This is a genomic window from Curtobacterium sp. SGAir0471 (assembly GCF_005490985.1).
Classification (GTDB): Bacteria; Actinomycetota; Actinomycetes; order Actinomycetales; family Microbacteriaceae; genus Curtobacterium.
The window spans coordinates 989,747-1,003,591 of record NZ_CP027869.1 but is presented as its reverse complement, the minus strand read 5'-3'; the positions used below and the strand labels follow the sequence as shown (position 1 = coordinate 1,003,591).

The 13,845-nt window shown below is 72.1% G+C and carries 16 protein-coding genes and 1 tRNA gene; 8 read left to right on the top strand and 9 right to left on the bottom strand.

The window, feature by feature from the left end; genetic code table 11:
* Window positions 1-72 precede the first annotated feature (72 nt).
* Window positions 73-774, bottom strand: a complete 702-nt coding sequence (locus tag C1N91_RS04650; protein WP_137766799.1) for a hypothetical protein — start codon at window positions 772-774, stop codon at window positions 73-75.
* Between the two features lie 43 nt (window positions 775-817).
* On the opposite strand from C1N91_RS04650, the gene C1N91_RS04645 reads away from it, so the two are divergent.
* A complete protein-coding gene (locus C1N91_RS04645; protein ID WP_137766798.1) occupies window positions 818-1,675 on the top strand; it encodes an acyl-CoA thioesterase in 858 nt (285 codons plus the stop codon).
* A 46-nt stretch (window positions 1,676-1,721) separates the two neighbouring features.
* On the opposite strand, the gene C1N91_RS04640 is transcribed toward C1N91_RS04645, so the two are convergent.
* From C1N91_RS04640 to msrA, 5 genes are all read right to left on the bottom strand, one after another.
* Window positions 1,722-2,204, bottom strand: coding sequence for an acyl-CoA thioesterase (locus C1N91_RS04640; protein ID WP_137766797.1), 483 nt, complete (start codon window positions 2,202-2,204; stop codon window positions 1,722-1,724).
* A 3-nt stretch (window positions 2,205-2,207) separates the two neighbouring features.
* On the bottom strand, window positions 2,208-3,893 hold the full coding sequence (gene ettA, locus C1N91_RS04635; RefSeq protein WP_137766796.1) for an energy-dependent translational throttle protein EttA: 1,686 nt from the start codon (window positions 3,891-3,893) through the stop codon (window positions 2,208-2,210).
* A 127-nt stretch (window positions 3,894-4,020) separates the two neighbouring features.
* A complete protein-coding gene (locus C1N91_RS04630; RefSeq protein ID WP_137766795.1) occupies window positions 4,021-4,674 on the bottom strand; it encodes a single-stranded DNA-binding protein in 654 nt (217 codons plus the stop codon).
* Between the two features lie 118 nt (window positions 4,675-4,792).
* Window positions 4,793-4,996: a hypothetical protein gene (locus C1N91_RS04625; RefSeq protein WP_082687396.1), complete on the bottom strand. Its 204-nt coding sequence runs from the start codon at window positions 4,994-4,996 to the stop codon at window positions 4,793-4,795.
* Between the two features lie 37 nt (window positions 4,997-5,033).
* Entirely contained in the window at window positions 5,034-5,561 is a 528-nt protein-coding gene (msrA, locus tag C1N91_RS04620) for a peptide-methionine (S)-S-oxide reductase MsrA (protein ID WP_137766794.1), read from the bottom strand.
* A 172-nt stretch (window positions 5,562-5,733) separates the two neighbouring features.
* Here msrA and C1N91_RS04615 point away from each other — a divergent pair, with 172 nt between their 5' ends.
* Window positions 5,734-6,000: a hypothetical protein gene (locus C1N91_RS04615; protein WP_137766793.1), complete on the top strand. Its 267-nt coding sequence runs from the start codon at window positions 5,734-5,736 to the stop codon at window positions 5,998-6,000.
* 188 nt (window positions 6,001-6,188) lie between these two features.
* On the top strand, window positions 6,189-7,400 hold the full coding sequence (locus C1N91_RS04610; RefSeq protein WP_137766792.1) for a hypothetical protein: 1,212 nt from the start codon (window positions 6,189-6,191) through the stop codon (window positions 7,398-7,400).
* Between the two features lie 62 nt (window positions 7,401-7,462).
* Here C1N91_RS04610 and C1N91_RS04605 read toward each other — a convergent pair.
* A tRNA-Arg gene (locus C1N91_RS04605) sits at window positions 7,463-7,535 on the bottom strand.
* A gap of 288 nt (window positions 7,536-7,823) precedes the next feature.
* Between C1N91_RS04605 and C1N91_RS04600 the strand changes: the two genes are divergently transcribed.
* The 3 genes from C1N91_RS04600 (at window position 7,824) to C1N91_RS04590 (ending at window position 11,079) form a co-directional block, all read left to right on the top strand.
* Window positions 7,824-8,576, top strand: a complete 753-nt coding sequence (locus C1N91_RS04600) for an acylneuraminate cytidylyltransferase family protein (RefSeq protein ID WP_254678347.1) — start codon at window positions 7,824-7,826, stop codon at window positions 8,574-8,576.
* Window positions 8,573-9,445 carry an N-acetylneuraminate synthase family protein gene (locus tag C1N91_RS04595; protein ID WP_137766791.1) on the top strand — a complete coding sequence of 291 codons (873 nt, stop codon included), beginning with the start codon at window positions 8,573-8,575 and terminating at the stop codon, window positions 9,443-9,445. The genes C1N91_RS04600 and C1N91_RS04595 overlap by 4 nt, the downstream gene beginning before the upstream one ends.
* Before the next feature lie 254 nt (window positions 9,446-9,699).
* Window positions 9,700-11,079, top strand: coding sequence for a DUF6716 putative glycosyltransferase (locus C1N91_RS04590; RefSeq protein ID WP_137766790.1), 1,380 nt, complete (start codon window positions 9,700-9,702; stop codon window positions 11,077-11,079).
* Between the two features lie 36 nt (window positions 11,080-11,115).
* On the opposite strand, the gene C1N91_RS04585 is transcribed toward C1N91_RS04590, so the two are convergent.
* Together C1N91_RS04585 and C1N91_RS04580 are read right to left on the bottom strand one after the other, a co-directional pair.
* A complete protein-coding gene (locus C1N91_RS04585) occupies window positions 11,116-11,376 on the bottom strand; it encodes a thioredoxin family protein (protein ID WP_137766789.1) in 261 nt (86 codons plus the stop codon).
* A 29-nt stretch (window positions 11,377-11,405) separates the two neighbouring features.
* Window positions 11,406-11,696, bottom strand: coding sequence for an oligoribonuclease (locus tag C1N91_RS04580; protein ID WP_126892530.1), 291 nt, complete (start codon window positions 11,694-11,696; stop codon window positions 11,406-11,408).
* A gap of 61 nt (window positions 11,697-11,757) precedes the next feature.
* Between C1N91_RS04580 and C1N91_RS04575 the strand changes: the two genes are divergently transcribed.
* Entirely contained in the window at window positions 11,758-12,207 is a 450-nt protein-coding gene (locus tag C1N91_RS04575; RefSeq protein WP_175415910.1) for a MarR family winged helix-turn-helix transcriptional regulator, read from the top strand.
* The gene (locus C1N91_RS04570; RefSeq protein WP_137766787.1) at window positions 12,204-13,442 is read left to right on the top strand and encodes an MFS transporter; all 1,239 of its coding nucleotides are present in this window, start codon (window positions 12,204-12,206) and stop codon (window positions 13,440-13,442) included. Before C1N91_RS04575 ends, C1N91_RS04570 begins: the two co-directional genes overlap by 4 nt.
* Window positions 13,443-13,845: the final 403 nt, after the last annotated feature.

Below are 13,845 nucleotides of genomic sequence, written 5' to 3'. Positions count from 1 at the left end.
GGTGGGCATCCTCAGGGCCTGTGGACGGCGGTGCTGACCTGGCCCGCTGTGCAGGGACGGGCCGTGCCGGAGCTACCGGTCGAGGTTCCAGCTGCGCCGCTTCACCAGGATGTGCCCGCGCGACGACGTCAACCGGCTCCACGGTCCCGTCTCGAACAGCCGCACCGGGTCGTGCCCGAGGAACCCGAGGCTCTCCCCCGCGAACCCGGCTGCTGCCGGGACGTGCTCGATCCCGGGGACGGGTCGGCCCCAGACCTCTGCGCGGATGCGACGGACGATGGCCTCGCCGGCGTTCGACGGGACGGCGTCCGCGACCTCGGCGATGCCGTCCCGTGCGGCGCGACGGAGCAGCTCCGGGGAGACGTCGGGCAGCGGCACCCAGCCACCGCGCGGCGGCGAGATCGCGGCCCACGTGACGGTGTTGACCTCGTGCGGGAGCTCGACCTCGATCGGGGTCGGCCGCGTCGGATCGGCGCCGTCGGCTCCGGCTGCGTCGTGTTCCTCGGCCAGCACGCGCAGCCGCTCCTGCAGCGACGCGAGCGGCACGACCGCGTCGATCGTCGCCGGCTCCGTGAGCGAGAAGGTGCGCAGACCGAGCACCGTCGGGAGTTCGTCGAGCAGGCCGATCGGGTACAGGATCGCCGTGTAGACCGCCAGGACGCCCGAGTCGGCGATGAGCCGCACGGAGCCGTCCTCGATCCGGGCAGCGCGTCCGAGGTAGGTGCGGAGGTCGCCGAGCGAGGCGGCGTCGGGAAGCGTGAACGTGGTGCCCATGTCGACACCGATCCTACCGGTGGCGGGTTCGTAGACTGCGGGGGTGAACGGCGAACCCGACTTCCTCAGCACCCTCCGCCTGCAGGACACCGGCGCGAGCACGGGCGAGACGATCCTCACCGGCGCGAGCCACTGGTCCCCCGGCGGACGGGTCTTCGGCGGGCAGGTGCTCGCGCAGTGCATCGTCGCCGCCCAGCACACCATCGAGGACCGCGTCATCCACTCGATGCACGGGTACTTCCTCCGGCCCGGCGACATCGACGTGCCCATCACGTTCGCGGCCGAGCGCATCCACGATGGGCGGTCCTTCGCCACGCGGCGCGTCCAGGCCTACCAGCGCGGTGTCCCGATCTTCTCGATGATCGCGTCCTTCCAGCGGCCGGACGACGGGCTCGAGCACCAGGACCCGTTCCCCGTCGACACCCCGGATCCGGAGTCGCTGCCCTCGGCCGCGTCGATCCTGTCGCGGATCGACCACCCCGTGGCGCAGGCCTGGGCCGAGCGCTCCATCGACCTGCGGCACGTCGAGGGTCCGGTGTTCGTCGACGTGCAGGGCGAGCGGGTCCCGCACCAGGCCGTGTGGTTCCGCGTCGACGGCGACCTGCCGGAGGACGCAGCGCTCCACCGCGCCGTGCTCGGGTACGCAAGCGACCTGTCGATCCTCGAGCCGATCATGCGTCGGCACGGTGTCGCCTGGGGAACGCCGGGCGTGAAGAGCGCGAGCCTCGACCACGCGATGTGGTGGCACCGCGACGGGCGCGCGGACGACTGGGTGCTCTACACGCAGGAGTCGCCGAGCGCGCAGGGCGGCCGGGGGCTCGCGTTCGGTCGGATGTTCTCCCGCGACGGCCGTCTGCTGGCTTCGGTGGCGCAGGAGGGCATGATGCGCGTCCCGCACTGACGGCCCGACCGCTCCGGACGGTCGGACCACGCTGGCGGTCCGACCGCTACGGGCGGGAGAACTGCACGGCGGTTTCGACGAACGGCGCGCAGGCGGCGCGCTCGGCTTCGGACAGACGCCGGGGGCGGTTCGTCGCCGTGTCCACCATCACCAGGGCGGTCGTGGCACGGGTGTACAGCACGTGCGGCTCGACCCCCGCGGGCGACCAGATCTCGTACGACACGTCGATGCTCGCGCCTCCGATCCGGCCGATCCACATCTGCACGTCGAGCGGTCGACGCAGGTACGGGATCGATGCGAGGTACTCGAGACGCTGCGCGGCGATCACCGTTATCGTGCCCGAGCCAGGGCGGCCGTCGATGATCGGGTCCGGCAGGTCGTCCTCGGGCGCGACGTCGCCGGCGTCGTGGCCCCAGAACCCCGCGATGCGCGCCTCCTCCAGGAGACGCAGCATCGCGGAGTTGTTGACGTGGCCGTACGCGTCGATGTCGCTCCACCGGATGCGGACGGGGACGTGCAGCCTCGCCACGGGTCAGTCGCGCGTGAGCTTGCGGTACGTCGAACGACCGGGCTTGTTCGCGTCCGGGCCGAGGCGCACGAGCTTGTTCTCCTCGTAGGCCTCGAAGTTGCCCTCGAACCAGTACCAGTTCGGGGTGCCGTCCTCGTTCAGACCCTCCCACGCGAGGATGTGCGTCGCGATCCGGTCGAGGAACCAGCGGTCGTGGGTGATCACGACGGCGCAGCCCGGGAACTCGAGCAGGGCGTTCTCGAGGCTGCCGAGGGTCTCGACGTCGAGGTCGTTCGTCGGCTCGTCGAGGAGCAGCAGGTTGCCGCCCTGCTTGAGCGTGAGCGCCAGGTTCAGGCGGTTGCGCTCACCACCGGAGAGCACACCGGCCTTCTTCTGCTGGTCCGGGCCCTTGAACCCGAACTGGGACACGTAGGCGCGGGACGGGATCTCGGTCTTGCCGACCTGGATGAAGTCCAGGCCGTCCGAGACGACCTCCCACAGGTTCTTGTTCGGGTCGATGCCGCCACGGCTCTGGTCGACGTACGAGATGTCGACGGTGTCGCCGACCTTCAGCTGCCCGCCGTCGAGCGGCTCGAGGCCGACGATGGTCTTGAACAGCGTGGTCTTGCCGACGCCGTTCGGGCCGATGACGCCGACGATGCCGTTGCGCGGCAGGGTGAAGGACAGGTCGTCGATGATGACACGCTCACCGAACTGCTTGTGGAGCTTCTCGGCATCGATCACCTGGGAGCCCAGACGCGGGCCGACCGGGATCACGATCTCCTCGAAGTCGAGCTTCCGCGTGCGCTCGGCCTCGGCAGCCATCTCCTCGTAGCGGGCCAGGCGCGCCTTCGACTTCGCCTGACGGCCCTTCGAGTTGCTCCGGACCCACTCGAGCTCGCTGGACAGACGCTTCGCGAGCTTGGCGTCCTTCTTGCCCTGGACCTCGAGGCGCTCGCGCTTCTTCTCGAGGTAGGTCGAGTAGTTGCCCTCGTACGGGTAGAGACGGCCGCGGTCGACCTCGGCGATCCACTGCGCGACGTGGTCGAGGAAGTACCGGTCGTGGGTGACGGCGAGCACGGCGCCGGGGTACTTCGACAGGTGCTGCTCGAGCCAGAGCACGGACTCGGCGTCGAGGTGGTTGGTGGGCTCGTCGAGGAGGAGCAGGTCGGGCTTCTCGAGGAGCAGCTTGCAGAGCGCGACGCGGCGCTTCTCACCACCCGAGAGGTTGGCGATCTGCGCGTCCGCCGGCGGGCACTGCAGTGCGTCCATGGCCTGCTCGAGCTGGGAGTCGAGGTCCCAGGCGTCGGCGGCGTCGATCTCCTCCTGCAGGGTGCCCATCTCGGCGAGGAGCGCGTCGAAGTCGGCGTCCGGCTCGGCCATCTGCGCGGAGATCTCGTTGAAGCGGTCGAGCTTGCCCTTGATCGCGCCGACGCCCATCTGGACGTTCTCGAGCACGGTCTTCGACTCGTCGAGCTCGGGCTCCTGCATGAGGATGCCGACGGAGAAGCCGGGGGTCAGCTTCGCCTCGCCGTTGGACGGCTGGTCGAGACCCGCCATGATCTTCAGGATCGTCGACTTGCCCGCACCGTTCGGCCCGACGACGCCGATCTTGGCGCCGGGGAGGAACGACATCGTGACGTCGTCGAGGATCAGCTTGTCGCCGACCGTCTTGCGGGCGCGGACCATCTGGTAGATGTACTCAGCCATATCGGCGCAAGTCTACTGACCCGGGCGCGCCACCGCTCCCCCTGCGCCGCCGCCGACCGGTCCGGGGGGCGGCGATCCACGGCACGGTCGCCGCTCCTTGCCCACGACCGGCCCGGCGACCGTCCGCTCACGCGACGGCACGGGGGTCCTCGTCGGGGAGGGAGTCCCGCAGCGCGGTCGCGGCGGGCTCGTCCCCGTCGCCCGCTGCCGCGACGTGCGCGTCGGCGCCCTCGTCGTGGTCGATCCCGTGGTGCGGCAGCGTGGGTCCGACGACCGGCCCGGCCACCGCAGGTCCACCGTCCGCCCCGGGGACGGTGGACAGGTGGTCGTCCTCCGGGACCGTGCCCGTGACCTCCCCCGTGTCCGGGTTCACCGTCGGCACCCCCGGCGGGACCCCGGGACCAGCGTTCGAGTCGCCGACGTGCCGCGGGACGCGGATCCAGTTGCTGATGCCCCACGCGAGGTCGTGCCCGATGCCGTCGGCGTCGATCTCGACCGAGGTGCCGCCCCGTCCGTCACGTTCCCACGCTCGGATCCGCACTCGCCCCGTCACGACGATCCGGTCGCCCTTCTTCAGGGACTTGTGGACGTTGGCGGCGAGGGAGCGGAACGCGGTGACGGTGTACCAGTTGGTCGGGCCGTTGGTCCAGGACGAGGTACTGCGCTCCCATCGTCGCGAGGGGGACGCCAGGCGCAGGCTCGAGATGGCGATGCCGGTGTCGGTGACGAGGTGCCGGGGTTCGGTCGCGACGATGCCGCAGACGGTGATCGTGTCGTTCATGACTCGATCGTCATCGAGCCCCGGGTCGCGGACGCGACCCGGGGCTCGATCTGTGACTCACCGTCTCGTCGAGGTGGGCTGTGGAGGACGAGTCCCCCGAGCCTCCCGTCCGACCCGATCAGTGCGCGCGGAACTCGGGACGGTCCGCGAGGGGTCCGAGGGCTGCGTGCACCGCGCCCTTCGCGGACTCCAGCGACGGGTACGTCCCGCCGCGACCACGCCGACCGTAGAGCTCGACCTGGAACCCGTCCGGCGCGCGGCGGATGCTGCCGACCGCGCCCGCCGGACCGACGGCCACCCAGGTCCCGGTGTTGTCCATCATCGTTCGACCACCTCCTCGTGGCCCCGGCGTCCGCGTCTCAGGACGCCAGGATGTACTGACTGTAGGCCTTGCGGACCTTGTTCACCTTGGGCAGGGCGACCGCGAGGCAGTAGCCCTGTCCGGGGTTCTTCGCGAAGAAGTCCTGGTGGTACTCCTCCGCACGGAAGAACGTACCGAGCGGCTCGATCGTCGTCACGATGCCGCCGTCCCAGATGTCCGCAGCGCGCTGGATCGCCCGCTCGAACAGGGCTCGCTGCTCGTCGTCCGCCGGGAACATCGCCGAGCGGTACTGCGTGCCGACGTCCGCGCCCTGGCGGTTCAGCTGCCGCGGGTCGTGGAGCGTGAAGAACACGTCGAGCACGACGTCGGCGGGGATGACCGTCTCGTCGAAGGTCACCGCGACCGCCTCGGCGTGACCGGTCGTCCCGGTGCAGACCGCTTCGTACGTCGGATCGTCCGTCGCACCGCCCGTGTACCCGGAGACCACGTCCTGTACGCCCTGCAGGGTCCGGTACACGGCGTCGAGGCACCAGAAGCATCCACCTGCAAGCACGAAGGTCGTCATGCGCGACACCGTACCCTCCGCCGCTCCGGGCGCACGCCGGCGGGGTACGGCTCCTCCACAGGATCGGGTCCTCGAACGCGCGTTCCCCGGCGGCCCAGCGCGCCCCTGCGCTGTCGGTGGCCCCCCGTAGCGTCGAGGCAACGAGACCACGACCGACCTGCAGGAGGCACCCGTGCAGACGAGCACCGAACCAGCGTTCCGGATCCGTTCCACGCCGGTGGCACGCAGCCGTGGGGACCTGCGCGTGCTCGACGTGCGGGACGATCTCAGCCGGGTCACCCGCGCCAACGGCGAGATCGTCGGGTACGTCGACCGGGTGGACGTCGCCGGCGGCACGGCGTACCGCGCGCGGCGGTACGTGGCGACCGAGCGTCGGTTCGTCGAGCTGCCGAACGTGTGGTCAGCCGACGACGCCGTCGACTGCCTCCGCTGGGGCTGACCCGCGGGCTGCAGACCTGCAGGGCGTCCGCATGGTCGACGGTCCGTCGGTCGCTCCGCCCGGGCACCGGTCGCTCCGCCCGGGCACCGGTCGCTCCGCCCGGGCACCGGTCGGCCCGACGGAAACGGCTCGACGGAACGCCGATCCGCCTCCGCGGTTCCGGGCCGTGCGCTGCGTAGGGTTCGCGCATGGACTGGTGGAACGACCTGACCGGCTGGAGCGCATCCGACGAGGGCTGGCGCGTGCTGTCCGGCGCGATCATCCCCTTCGTCGCGATCGTCGTCGCCGGAGTGATCGCCGCGCTGATCGGACGAGCGGCCGCGAAACGCGTCGTCGCGCTCCACGACCGGGAGAGCCGGAACTCGGCGGTCGCGGGCGTGGTCACCGCGGCGCGCAAGGCCTCCCGCTGGGGAGCGCTCGGACACGAGGAACGCGCGTACGCCGACCACCTCGCCGAGGACGCCGACGTGCGGCTGCGCCTCCTGCCGATGAGCGGTGCTCCGCTGGCCGCCGACTGGGTGCAGCACGAGCTCGCCGACATCAAGCGGAACTCCTCGACCTTCACCTCGCAGGCAGACCAGTCCCTCGCCGAGCTCCGTGACCGCCTGCTCGAGTGGAACGGCCGGCCCGGTCGTGCCAAGAAGCTGTTCAAGGCCGATCTCGAACGGTGGAAGTTCGACTCGCCGGACCCCGACGCCGAACTCATCGCCCGGCAGCAGGACTGGAACGCCGGCCAGCAGCAGCGATCGGCCGACGCGGACACCACCCCGGCGCGCCCGACGCCGACCACGACCTCACTCCGCCCGGCACCGCAGCAGTCCGGCGCCCCCGCCGGGGCCACGGCGCCCGGGAGCTCGGCGCCGGGGAGTCCGGCTCCGTGGTCGTCGGGTGCGGCCGCGGCCTCGACGACCGACCAGGACGCCACCACCCCGATCGACGACGTGCGCGGTTCGTCGGACAACCGCACGCGGCCCTACGGCGACCGTGAGACCGTGCCGCTCGACGGCACGCCCGTGCGCCCGCAGCTGGGCTCGCCGATCGCGTCCGGACGCCCCGGCAGCAGCACGGCGCCGAGCACCAGGAACGACCTGGGCACCCGCGGTGTGGACACCTCTGACTCCGGCGAGGTCGACCCGACCGACCGTGACCAGGGAGAACGCTCCGACGTCCGACCGAACGCAGCGCCGCGCGTCGCGAGCCCCACGTCCGCTGACGCGCACGTGAACCGTGCGTCTGCTTCGGCGAGCGGGCTCGACCGCTCCCCGGCGTCGGGCGCACCGGCGAGCGCACGAGCGGACGACGACGAGGACGGGCACGAGGACGGGCACGAGGACGGCTCGCCCTACACGCAGCCGATCAGCGCGAGCGAGCTCCGTCGCCGAGCATCCGACGACGACTGACCGTCCGACGTCAGGACCCCGAGAGGCCGCCATCCCAACGGATGGCGGCCTCTCGTCGCACGTGCCCCCGGCAGGAATCGAACCCGCGACACGGAGGGTAGAAACCACCTGCTCTATCCACTGAGCTACGGAGGCGAGCGCCGACGATTCTACCGCCGTCGGTCGGCGTGGCGCTGCACCGAGCGGTCGACACCGAGGACGGCCGACGAAGAGCACCTCGTCAGGCAGGCACGAGCGGGCTGAACCGGCAGCGAGCGTCCGCCGGAGCAGCAGGGAACGCCCGCTCACGGGGAGACGCTCTCCCGCTCACGGGGGGGGGGGGGGGACGCTCGCCCGATCGCGTCCGGCCGGGTCGCAGAGCGTTCGACGCCCGTCTCCCTGTCGTTCGTCTCAGGGTCACCGCCCCTCCGTACGGTCCGGGACATGCACCCTCGCGGACACGGAGACGGACACGGACACGGTTCCGGGGCCGTCGTGGCGATCGTCCCGGCCCGCGCGGGGTCGAAGGGCATCGCGGGCAAGAACCTCCGCACCGTCGGCGGTCGCTCGCTGGTGCGCCGAGCGGTCGATGCTGCACGAACGGCCTCGACGATCGACACCGTGGTGGTGTCGACCGACGGTGACGCCATCGCCGAGGCGGCCCACGACGCCGGCGCACTCGTCGTCCGACGTCCGCCTGAGCTCGCCGGCGACGAGGCCTCCTCGGAGTCCGCGCTCCTGCACGCCCTCGACGCCCTGATCGCGGACGGCCAGACACCGGAGATCGTCGTGTTCCTGCAGGCGACCTCACCGTTCATCGACCCGGCCGACCTCGACCGCGCGGTGCGGCGCGTGCAGAGCGGCGCTGCGGACGCCGTGTTCGCGGCCACCCCGTCGCACGCCTTCCTCTGGCGCACCGCTGCGGACGGCAGTGCGCGCGCCGTGAACCACGACGCCGCCGCACGACCGCGCCGCCAGGACCGCGAGCCGGATTACCGGGAGACCGGTGCCTTCTACACGTTCCGGGCGGCGGCCCTCCGGACGCACCGCCACCGCTTCCACGGTCGTGTGGAGGTCGCCGTCACCGACCCCCGAACGGCGATCGACATCGACGACCTCCACGACCTCGAGCTCGCCGACGCCCTCGCGAACGAGCACGACCCGGCACCCGCACCCGCACCGAACGGAGCACCATGACCGTCACCATCGGCACGTCGACCATCGGCGCCGGCAACCCCGCCTACCTGATCGGCGAGATCGGTCTCAACCACAACGGCGACGTCGACATCGCGAAGCGACTCATCGACGTCGCCGCCGACGCCGGCCTGCAGGCGGTCAAGTTCCAGAAGCGCACCCCGGAGATCGCCACCCCGGAGCACATGAAGGCCACTCCGCGGAGCACCCCCTGGGGCGAGATGACCTACCTGGAGTACCGGTACCGCGTCGAGTTCGACCGCGACCAGTACATCGAGATCGGCGACCACGCCACGCTCCGGGGCCTCGACTGGTTCGCCTCGCCGTGGGACGAGCCGAGCGTCGACTTCCTCGAGGACCTCAACGTCGTCGCGTACAAGATCGCCTCGGCGTCGGTCACCGACCTCGGCCTCCTGCGCGCCGTCGCGGCCACGGGCAAGCCGGTGATCCTGTCGACCGGGATGTCCACGCTCGAGCAGATCGACCGCGCGGTCGAGACGCTCGGCACGGCCCGGCTCGTCCTCATGCACGCCACGTCGACCTACCCGATGCCCGCCGAGGAGGCCAACCTGCGCATGATCGACACCCTCGCCCTCCGCTACGCCGGTGTGCCGGTCGGCTACTCGGGGCACGAGCCCGGTCTGCAGATCTCGCTGGCCGCGGTCGCCCTCGGCGCCTCGGCCGTCGAGCGGCACATCACCCTCGACCGCACCATGTGGGGGTCCGACCGCGCGGCGTCCCTGGAGCCGCACGGACTGCAGACCCTGGCCCGCGACGTCCGCGTCATCGAGACCGCGTTGGGCGACGGGATCAAGCGGATCTTCCCCGGCGAGCAGGCTCCGATGGCGAAGCTCCGCCGCGTCGGCGCCTGACCCGTCGCGTGCACGAGCGGGCGGAGCCGGCGGAGGCCGCACCCACGCGAGGGGGCGGAACCGGCGAGCGGGCAGAACCGGGGACCACACCCACGCGAGCGGGCGGAACCGGCGAGCGGGCAGAACCGGGGACCACACCCACGCGAGCGGACGGATCCGGGGAGCGGGCGGAACCGGCGGGGACCGCTCGTCGCGGGTCGACGGTCGGACGGGAGGCGCGCCTCCCGTCCGACCCGCCGCCCCGCGCCCGTCGTGTGGTCGGCCTGGTCGACACGGACTCCTTCGCGAAGTGGGGTGCGCACCTGCTCGCCACGGCTCCGGCGCACTGGCGCCTGGAACTCCTCGTCGTGGCGACCCCGCGGACGGCGAGCCGCGCGCAGCTGACGGCGGCCTTCCGCGGGCTGGATGCGCGGTTGCGGCACCTCGCCGGACAGCCTCCCGAGCCGGTGCCGGTCGACGCGATCCTCCGGCGACTGCGGGAGGACCCGCCGGACGCCGTCCTCGTGGCGTGCATCGGGCCGGTCGCCGAACTCGTGATCGACGAGGTGCACAGACGCCTGCCGCGCCGACCGGTGCTGCTGACCGGGCTGCCGGGGATCTCGTTCCCGGCGAAGTGGAAGGGCGTGTTCTTCCGCGCCCGTGCCGACCTGTTCGTGCTGCACAGCCACCGCGAGGTGCGTGCCTACCGCGACCTCGCGCGAGCGGGCGGAACCGAACCGCACTTCGCGCTCGCGACGCTCCCTTTCGCCCGCTCGACGCGTGGCCGTGCGTCCGACAGGGCAGCGTCCGACGGCGCAGCGGGCGACGGCGCAGCGGGCGACGGGACGGTCCGCGACACGGACGGCGCGCGTGACGCGGTGGTCTTCGCCGCGCAGCCGAGCGTCCCCGCCGACGAAGAGGATCGGCGTCGGGTCGTCGGCTGGCTCGTCGAGACGGCGCTGCGGCACCCGGAGTGGCGCGTGGTCGTGAAGGTGCGGGCAGTGTCGGGAGAGCACCAGACACACCGCGAGCAGTACCCCTACCCCGCGCTGCTCCCCGCCGACGCTCCGCCGAACCTCGTGGTCGCGAGCGGGCCGATGGCGCAGCACCTCGACCGCGCGGTCGCCCTCGTCACGGTGAGCTCGACCGCCGTGCTCGAGGCCGTGGCCCGCGGCGTGCCGGCGCTCACCCTGACCGACTTCGGCGTCTCGAGGACGCTCATCAACGAGGTCTTCGTGGACAGCGGCCTCGCGGGCGACGCCACCGACCTCGTGGCGGGGCGCTTCGGTACCGTCCGGCCCGGGTGGATGCACGACAACCACTTCCACCCGCCCGCCGACGACGACTGGGCCGAGCGGGCGGAAGCGCTCATGCGCGCGCGGGACACCGGAACGCTCGTGGACCGACCGGCCGCTCGGCGGAGCCGGGGTGGGGCGCTCCGCCGGGCATGGGAGCGCAAGAACGCCCTCGGGCCGGACGATCGTTCGGTGCTCGGCGTGGTCGCCCTCGTGCTCGGGACCCCGGTGCGGACGGCGAAGCGCGCCGTCCGACGGCTGCGCGGGCTGGTCCGCCCGGCACCGCTTCCGTCGCCGGTCGTCGGGCCGCCGCGGTCGCAACGCGACCAGACGCCGGTCGGCGCGACGCGGCGGGGGTGACGGACGGGGCGGAGGGGGCCGCGCCTCCAGGCCGGGTCAGAGCGCCTTCGCGACCGCCACCAGCAGCTGGTCGCGCGAGGGGACGCCCGGCGAACGGAAGACCTCGGCACCGTCGTCGCGCCGCACGATGATCGTGGGAGTCGAGCGGATGCCGAGGTCCTCTGCGGTGTCGGGGTGGGCCGCGACGTCGCGTTCCGTGACCCGGAGCCCGGGGACGAGCGCCGCAGCCTCACCTGTCACGCGGCGGGCGGCCGCGCACGGGGCGCAGAAGGCGGAGGTCCAGAGGTCGAGCTGCACGGGACGGTGCAACGTCCGCGGCGCGGGATCTACTCCCGGTCGAACTCGCCGCTGCGGTCGCCGCGGTCCTGCAGGTCGTCGACCGGGTCGGAGTCGGCGGCGTCGTACTCGTACTCGACGGAGGTCTGGTCGAGCACCTGACGGGTCTTCGTGGCCTTGTAGGTGAAGGCGGTCTGCAGGCCCTCGACGTCCGCGTACACCGTGACCTCGTCGTCGACCGCGTCGCTCGTGGCGGTGCGGGTGTCGGTCGTGCCGTCGAAGGGACCGCCGTGGAAGATCGCGGTGTACTCGTCGCCCTCGTGGATGGTGATGTCGCTCATGCGTCCCTTGTACCAGGGGCGCCCTGTTGACGGATGCATAGCACCGCTATATAGTTCAGACATGGAACAAACACGGGCGCAGACACTCGAGACGCTCGTCGTCTCCGTCAACCGCCTGGTCCGCGCAGCGGCGCGGGCCTCGGGCGACGCGACCTCAGCCGCGGTCTGGCGCACGCTCGGCATCCTCGAGACCGAGCAGCCGCTGCGCCTCGGGGAACTCGCCGCCGCGTCGCGTGTGGCACAGCCCACCATGACCCGGATCGTCTCCGGGATGCTCGCCGACGGACTGCTCTCACGCACCGTCGACCCCGACGACTCCCGCGGTCAGCTCATCGAGCTCACCGACACCGGGCGCGAGCGGCTCCTCGCCTGGCGCGCGACCATCGCCGACTCGGTCGGAGCGGTCTTCGCCGACCTCGACGACGACGACTGGGACGTCCTGCGGGGCGCCGCCGCCATCATCGCCTCGCGCACCACCACGAACCCCACGAGAACGGAGATCCCCGCGTGAACGCCCACGCACCCGCTGCGTCCGGCAGCATCCTCAAGCAGTCGTCCGCCGTCTGGGCGATCGCGTTCGCATGCGTCGTCGCCTTCATGGGCATCGGCCTCGTCGACCCGATCCTCCCCGCCATCGCCACCTCGCTCAAGGCGACGGCAGCGCAGACCGAGCTGCTCTTCACGAGCTACCTCGCCGTCACCGGTGTCGCGATGTTCTTCACCAGCTGGGTGTCGAGCCGCATCGGCGCGAAGAACACGCTGCTCATCGGGCTCGCGCTCATCGTCGTGTTCTCGGTGCTGGCTGCGACCTCGGGCAGCGTCTGGAACATCATCGGCTTCCGCGCCGGGTGGGGCCTCGGCAACGCGCTCTTCATCTCCACCGCGCTCGCGACCATCGTCGGGGCGGCCTCCGGCGGCACCGCGTCGGCGATCATCCTGTACGAGGCCGCGCTCGGCCTGGGCATCGCCGTGGGTCCGCTCGTCGGCGGGCTGCTCGGATCGGTGAGCTGGCGCGGACCGTTCTTCGGCGTCACGACGCTCATGGCCGTCGCGTTCATCGCCGTGGTGACGCTGCTCAAGTCCTCGGGGCTCGAGAAGCCGACACCGACGAAGCTCTCGGCACCCTTCCGCGCACTCGGACGGCCGGCACTCGCCGCCCTCGCGGTCACCGCGCTCTTCTACAACATCGGCTTCTTCGTGCTCCTGGCGTACACGCCGTTCCCGCTCGGCTTCGGTGCGCTCGGCATCGGCTTCACGTTCTTCGGCTGGGGCGTCGGGCTGGCGATCACCTCCGTGTGGGTGGCGCCGATCCTGACCGCTCGCCTGCGTCGGACGACCGTGCTGAAGATCGCGCTGCCGCTGCTGGCCCTCGACCTGTTCGCCGCGGCGGTCGTCGTGACGTCGCAGGTCGGGCTGATCATCTGCGTGATCATCGGTGGGCTCGTGCTCGGTGTCCTCAACACGGTGCTGACGGAGTGCGTGATGGAGGCGACGGACCTCCCCCGCTCGGTGGCGTCGAGCGCGTACTCAGCGGTCCGCTTCATCGGTGGTGCGATCGCTCCGCCCGTGGCGACGCTGCTCGCGGACTCGTTCTCGCCGTCGGCGGCGTACGTGTTCGCCGGGGTCTCGGTGGCGATCGCGTTCGTGGTCGTGGTGCTGACGACGAAGGTGCTGCGACGGGTCGACGACGGCGCGGAGCCGGAGCGCGTCGAGGCCGAGGCGATCTCGGCGGGCGAGATGGTCTGAGGCGCTTCTCGCTCTCGCTCCGGGCGGGAACTGCGAGCGGACTGCGGTCCGGTCGTGGTTCCCGCCCGTTCGTCGTGTGGGCGGGGAGGCGGGGGTGGGTGCGGCGCGGCGGAGGCGGCGAGGCGCGGTGGGCTCTGGCGGGCGGGGCGGGCTCCGGCCGGCGTGTCGGGTCAGGGCCGGCTGTGGACGCCCGAGCACCGGTCGGGCGCGCGTCGGCGAGCGGGCGGAACCCGCGGGTCGGGGCGGACCGGGTGGCCGACTCCGCCCGCTCGCGTGACCCGAGGGCGGGGAGGACGGACCGCCGGGCTGTGGGCGCGCCTCCAGGCTGCTGGGTGCCGTCGGTGCGGCTGAGTGAGACGGACGTTCTCCGCGAGCGGGCGGAAGCCGTGAGGGCGGGGCGGAC

Excerpts from the sequence above, each read along its gene's own strand:
- C1N91_RS04650 (WP_137766799.1), bottom strand. The coding sequence starts at position 774 with ATGGGCACCACGTTCACGCTTCCCGACGCCGCCTCGCTCGGCGACCTC.
- ettA (WP_137766796.1), bottom strand. The coding sequence starts at position 3,893 with ATGGCTGAGTACATCTACCAGATGGTCCGCGCCCGCAAGACGGTCGGC.
- C1N91_RS04630 (WP_137766795.1), bottom strand. The coding sequence starts at position 4,674 with ATGAACGACACGATCACCGTCTGCGGCATCGTCGCGACCGAACCCCGG.
- C1N91_RS04625 (WP_082687396.1), bottom strand. The coding sequence starts at position 4,996 with ATGATGGACAACACCGGGACCTGGGTGGCCGTCGGTCCGGCGGGCGCG.
- msrA (WP_137766794.1), bottom strand. The coding sequence starts at position 5,561 with ATGACGACCTTCGTGCTTGCAGGTGGATGCTTCTGGTGCCTCGACGCC.
- C1N91_RS04610 (WP_137766792.1), top strand. The coding sequence starts at position 6,189 with ATGGACTGGTGGAACGACCTGACCGGCTGGAGCGCATCCGACGAGGGC.
- C1N91_RS04600 (WP_254678347.1), top strand. The coding sequence starts at position 7,824 with ATGCACCCTCGCGGACACGGAGACGGACACGGACACGGTTCCGGGGCC.
- C1N91_RS04595 (WP_137766791.1), top strand. The coding sequence starts at position 8,573 with ATGACCGTCACCATCGGCACGTCGACCATCGGCGCCGGCAACCCCGCC.
- C1N91_RS04580 (WP_126892530.1), bottom strand. The coding sequence starts at position 11,696 with ATGAGCGACATCACCATCCACGAGGGCGACGAGTACACCGCGATCTTC.
- C1N91_RS04575 (WP_175415910.1), top strand. The coding sequence starts at position 11,758 with ATGGAACAAACACGGGCGCAGACACTCGAGACGCTCGTCGTCTCCGTC.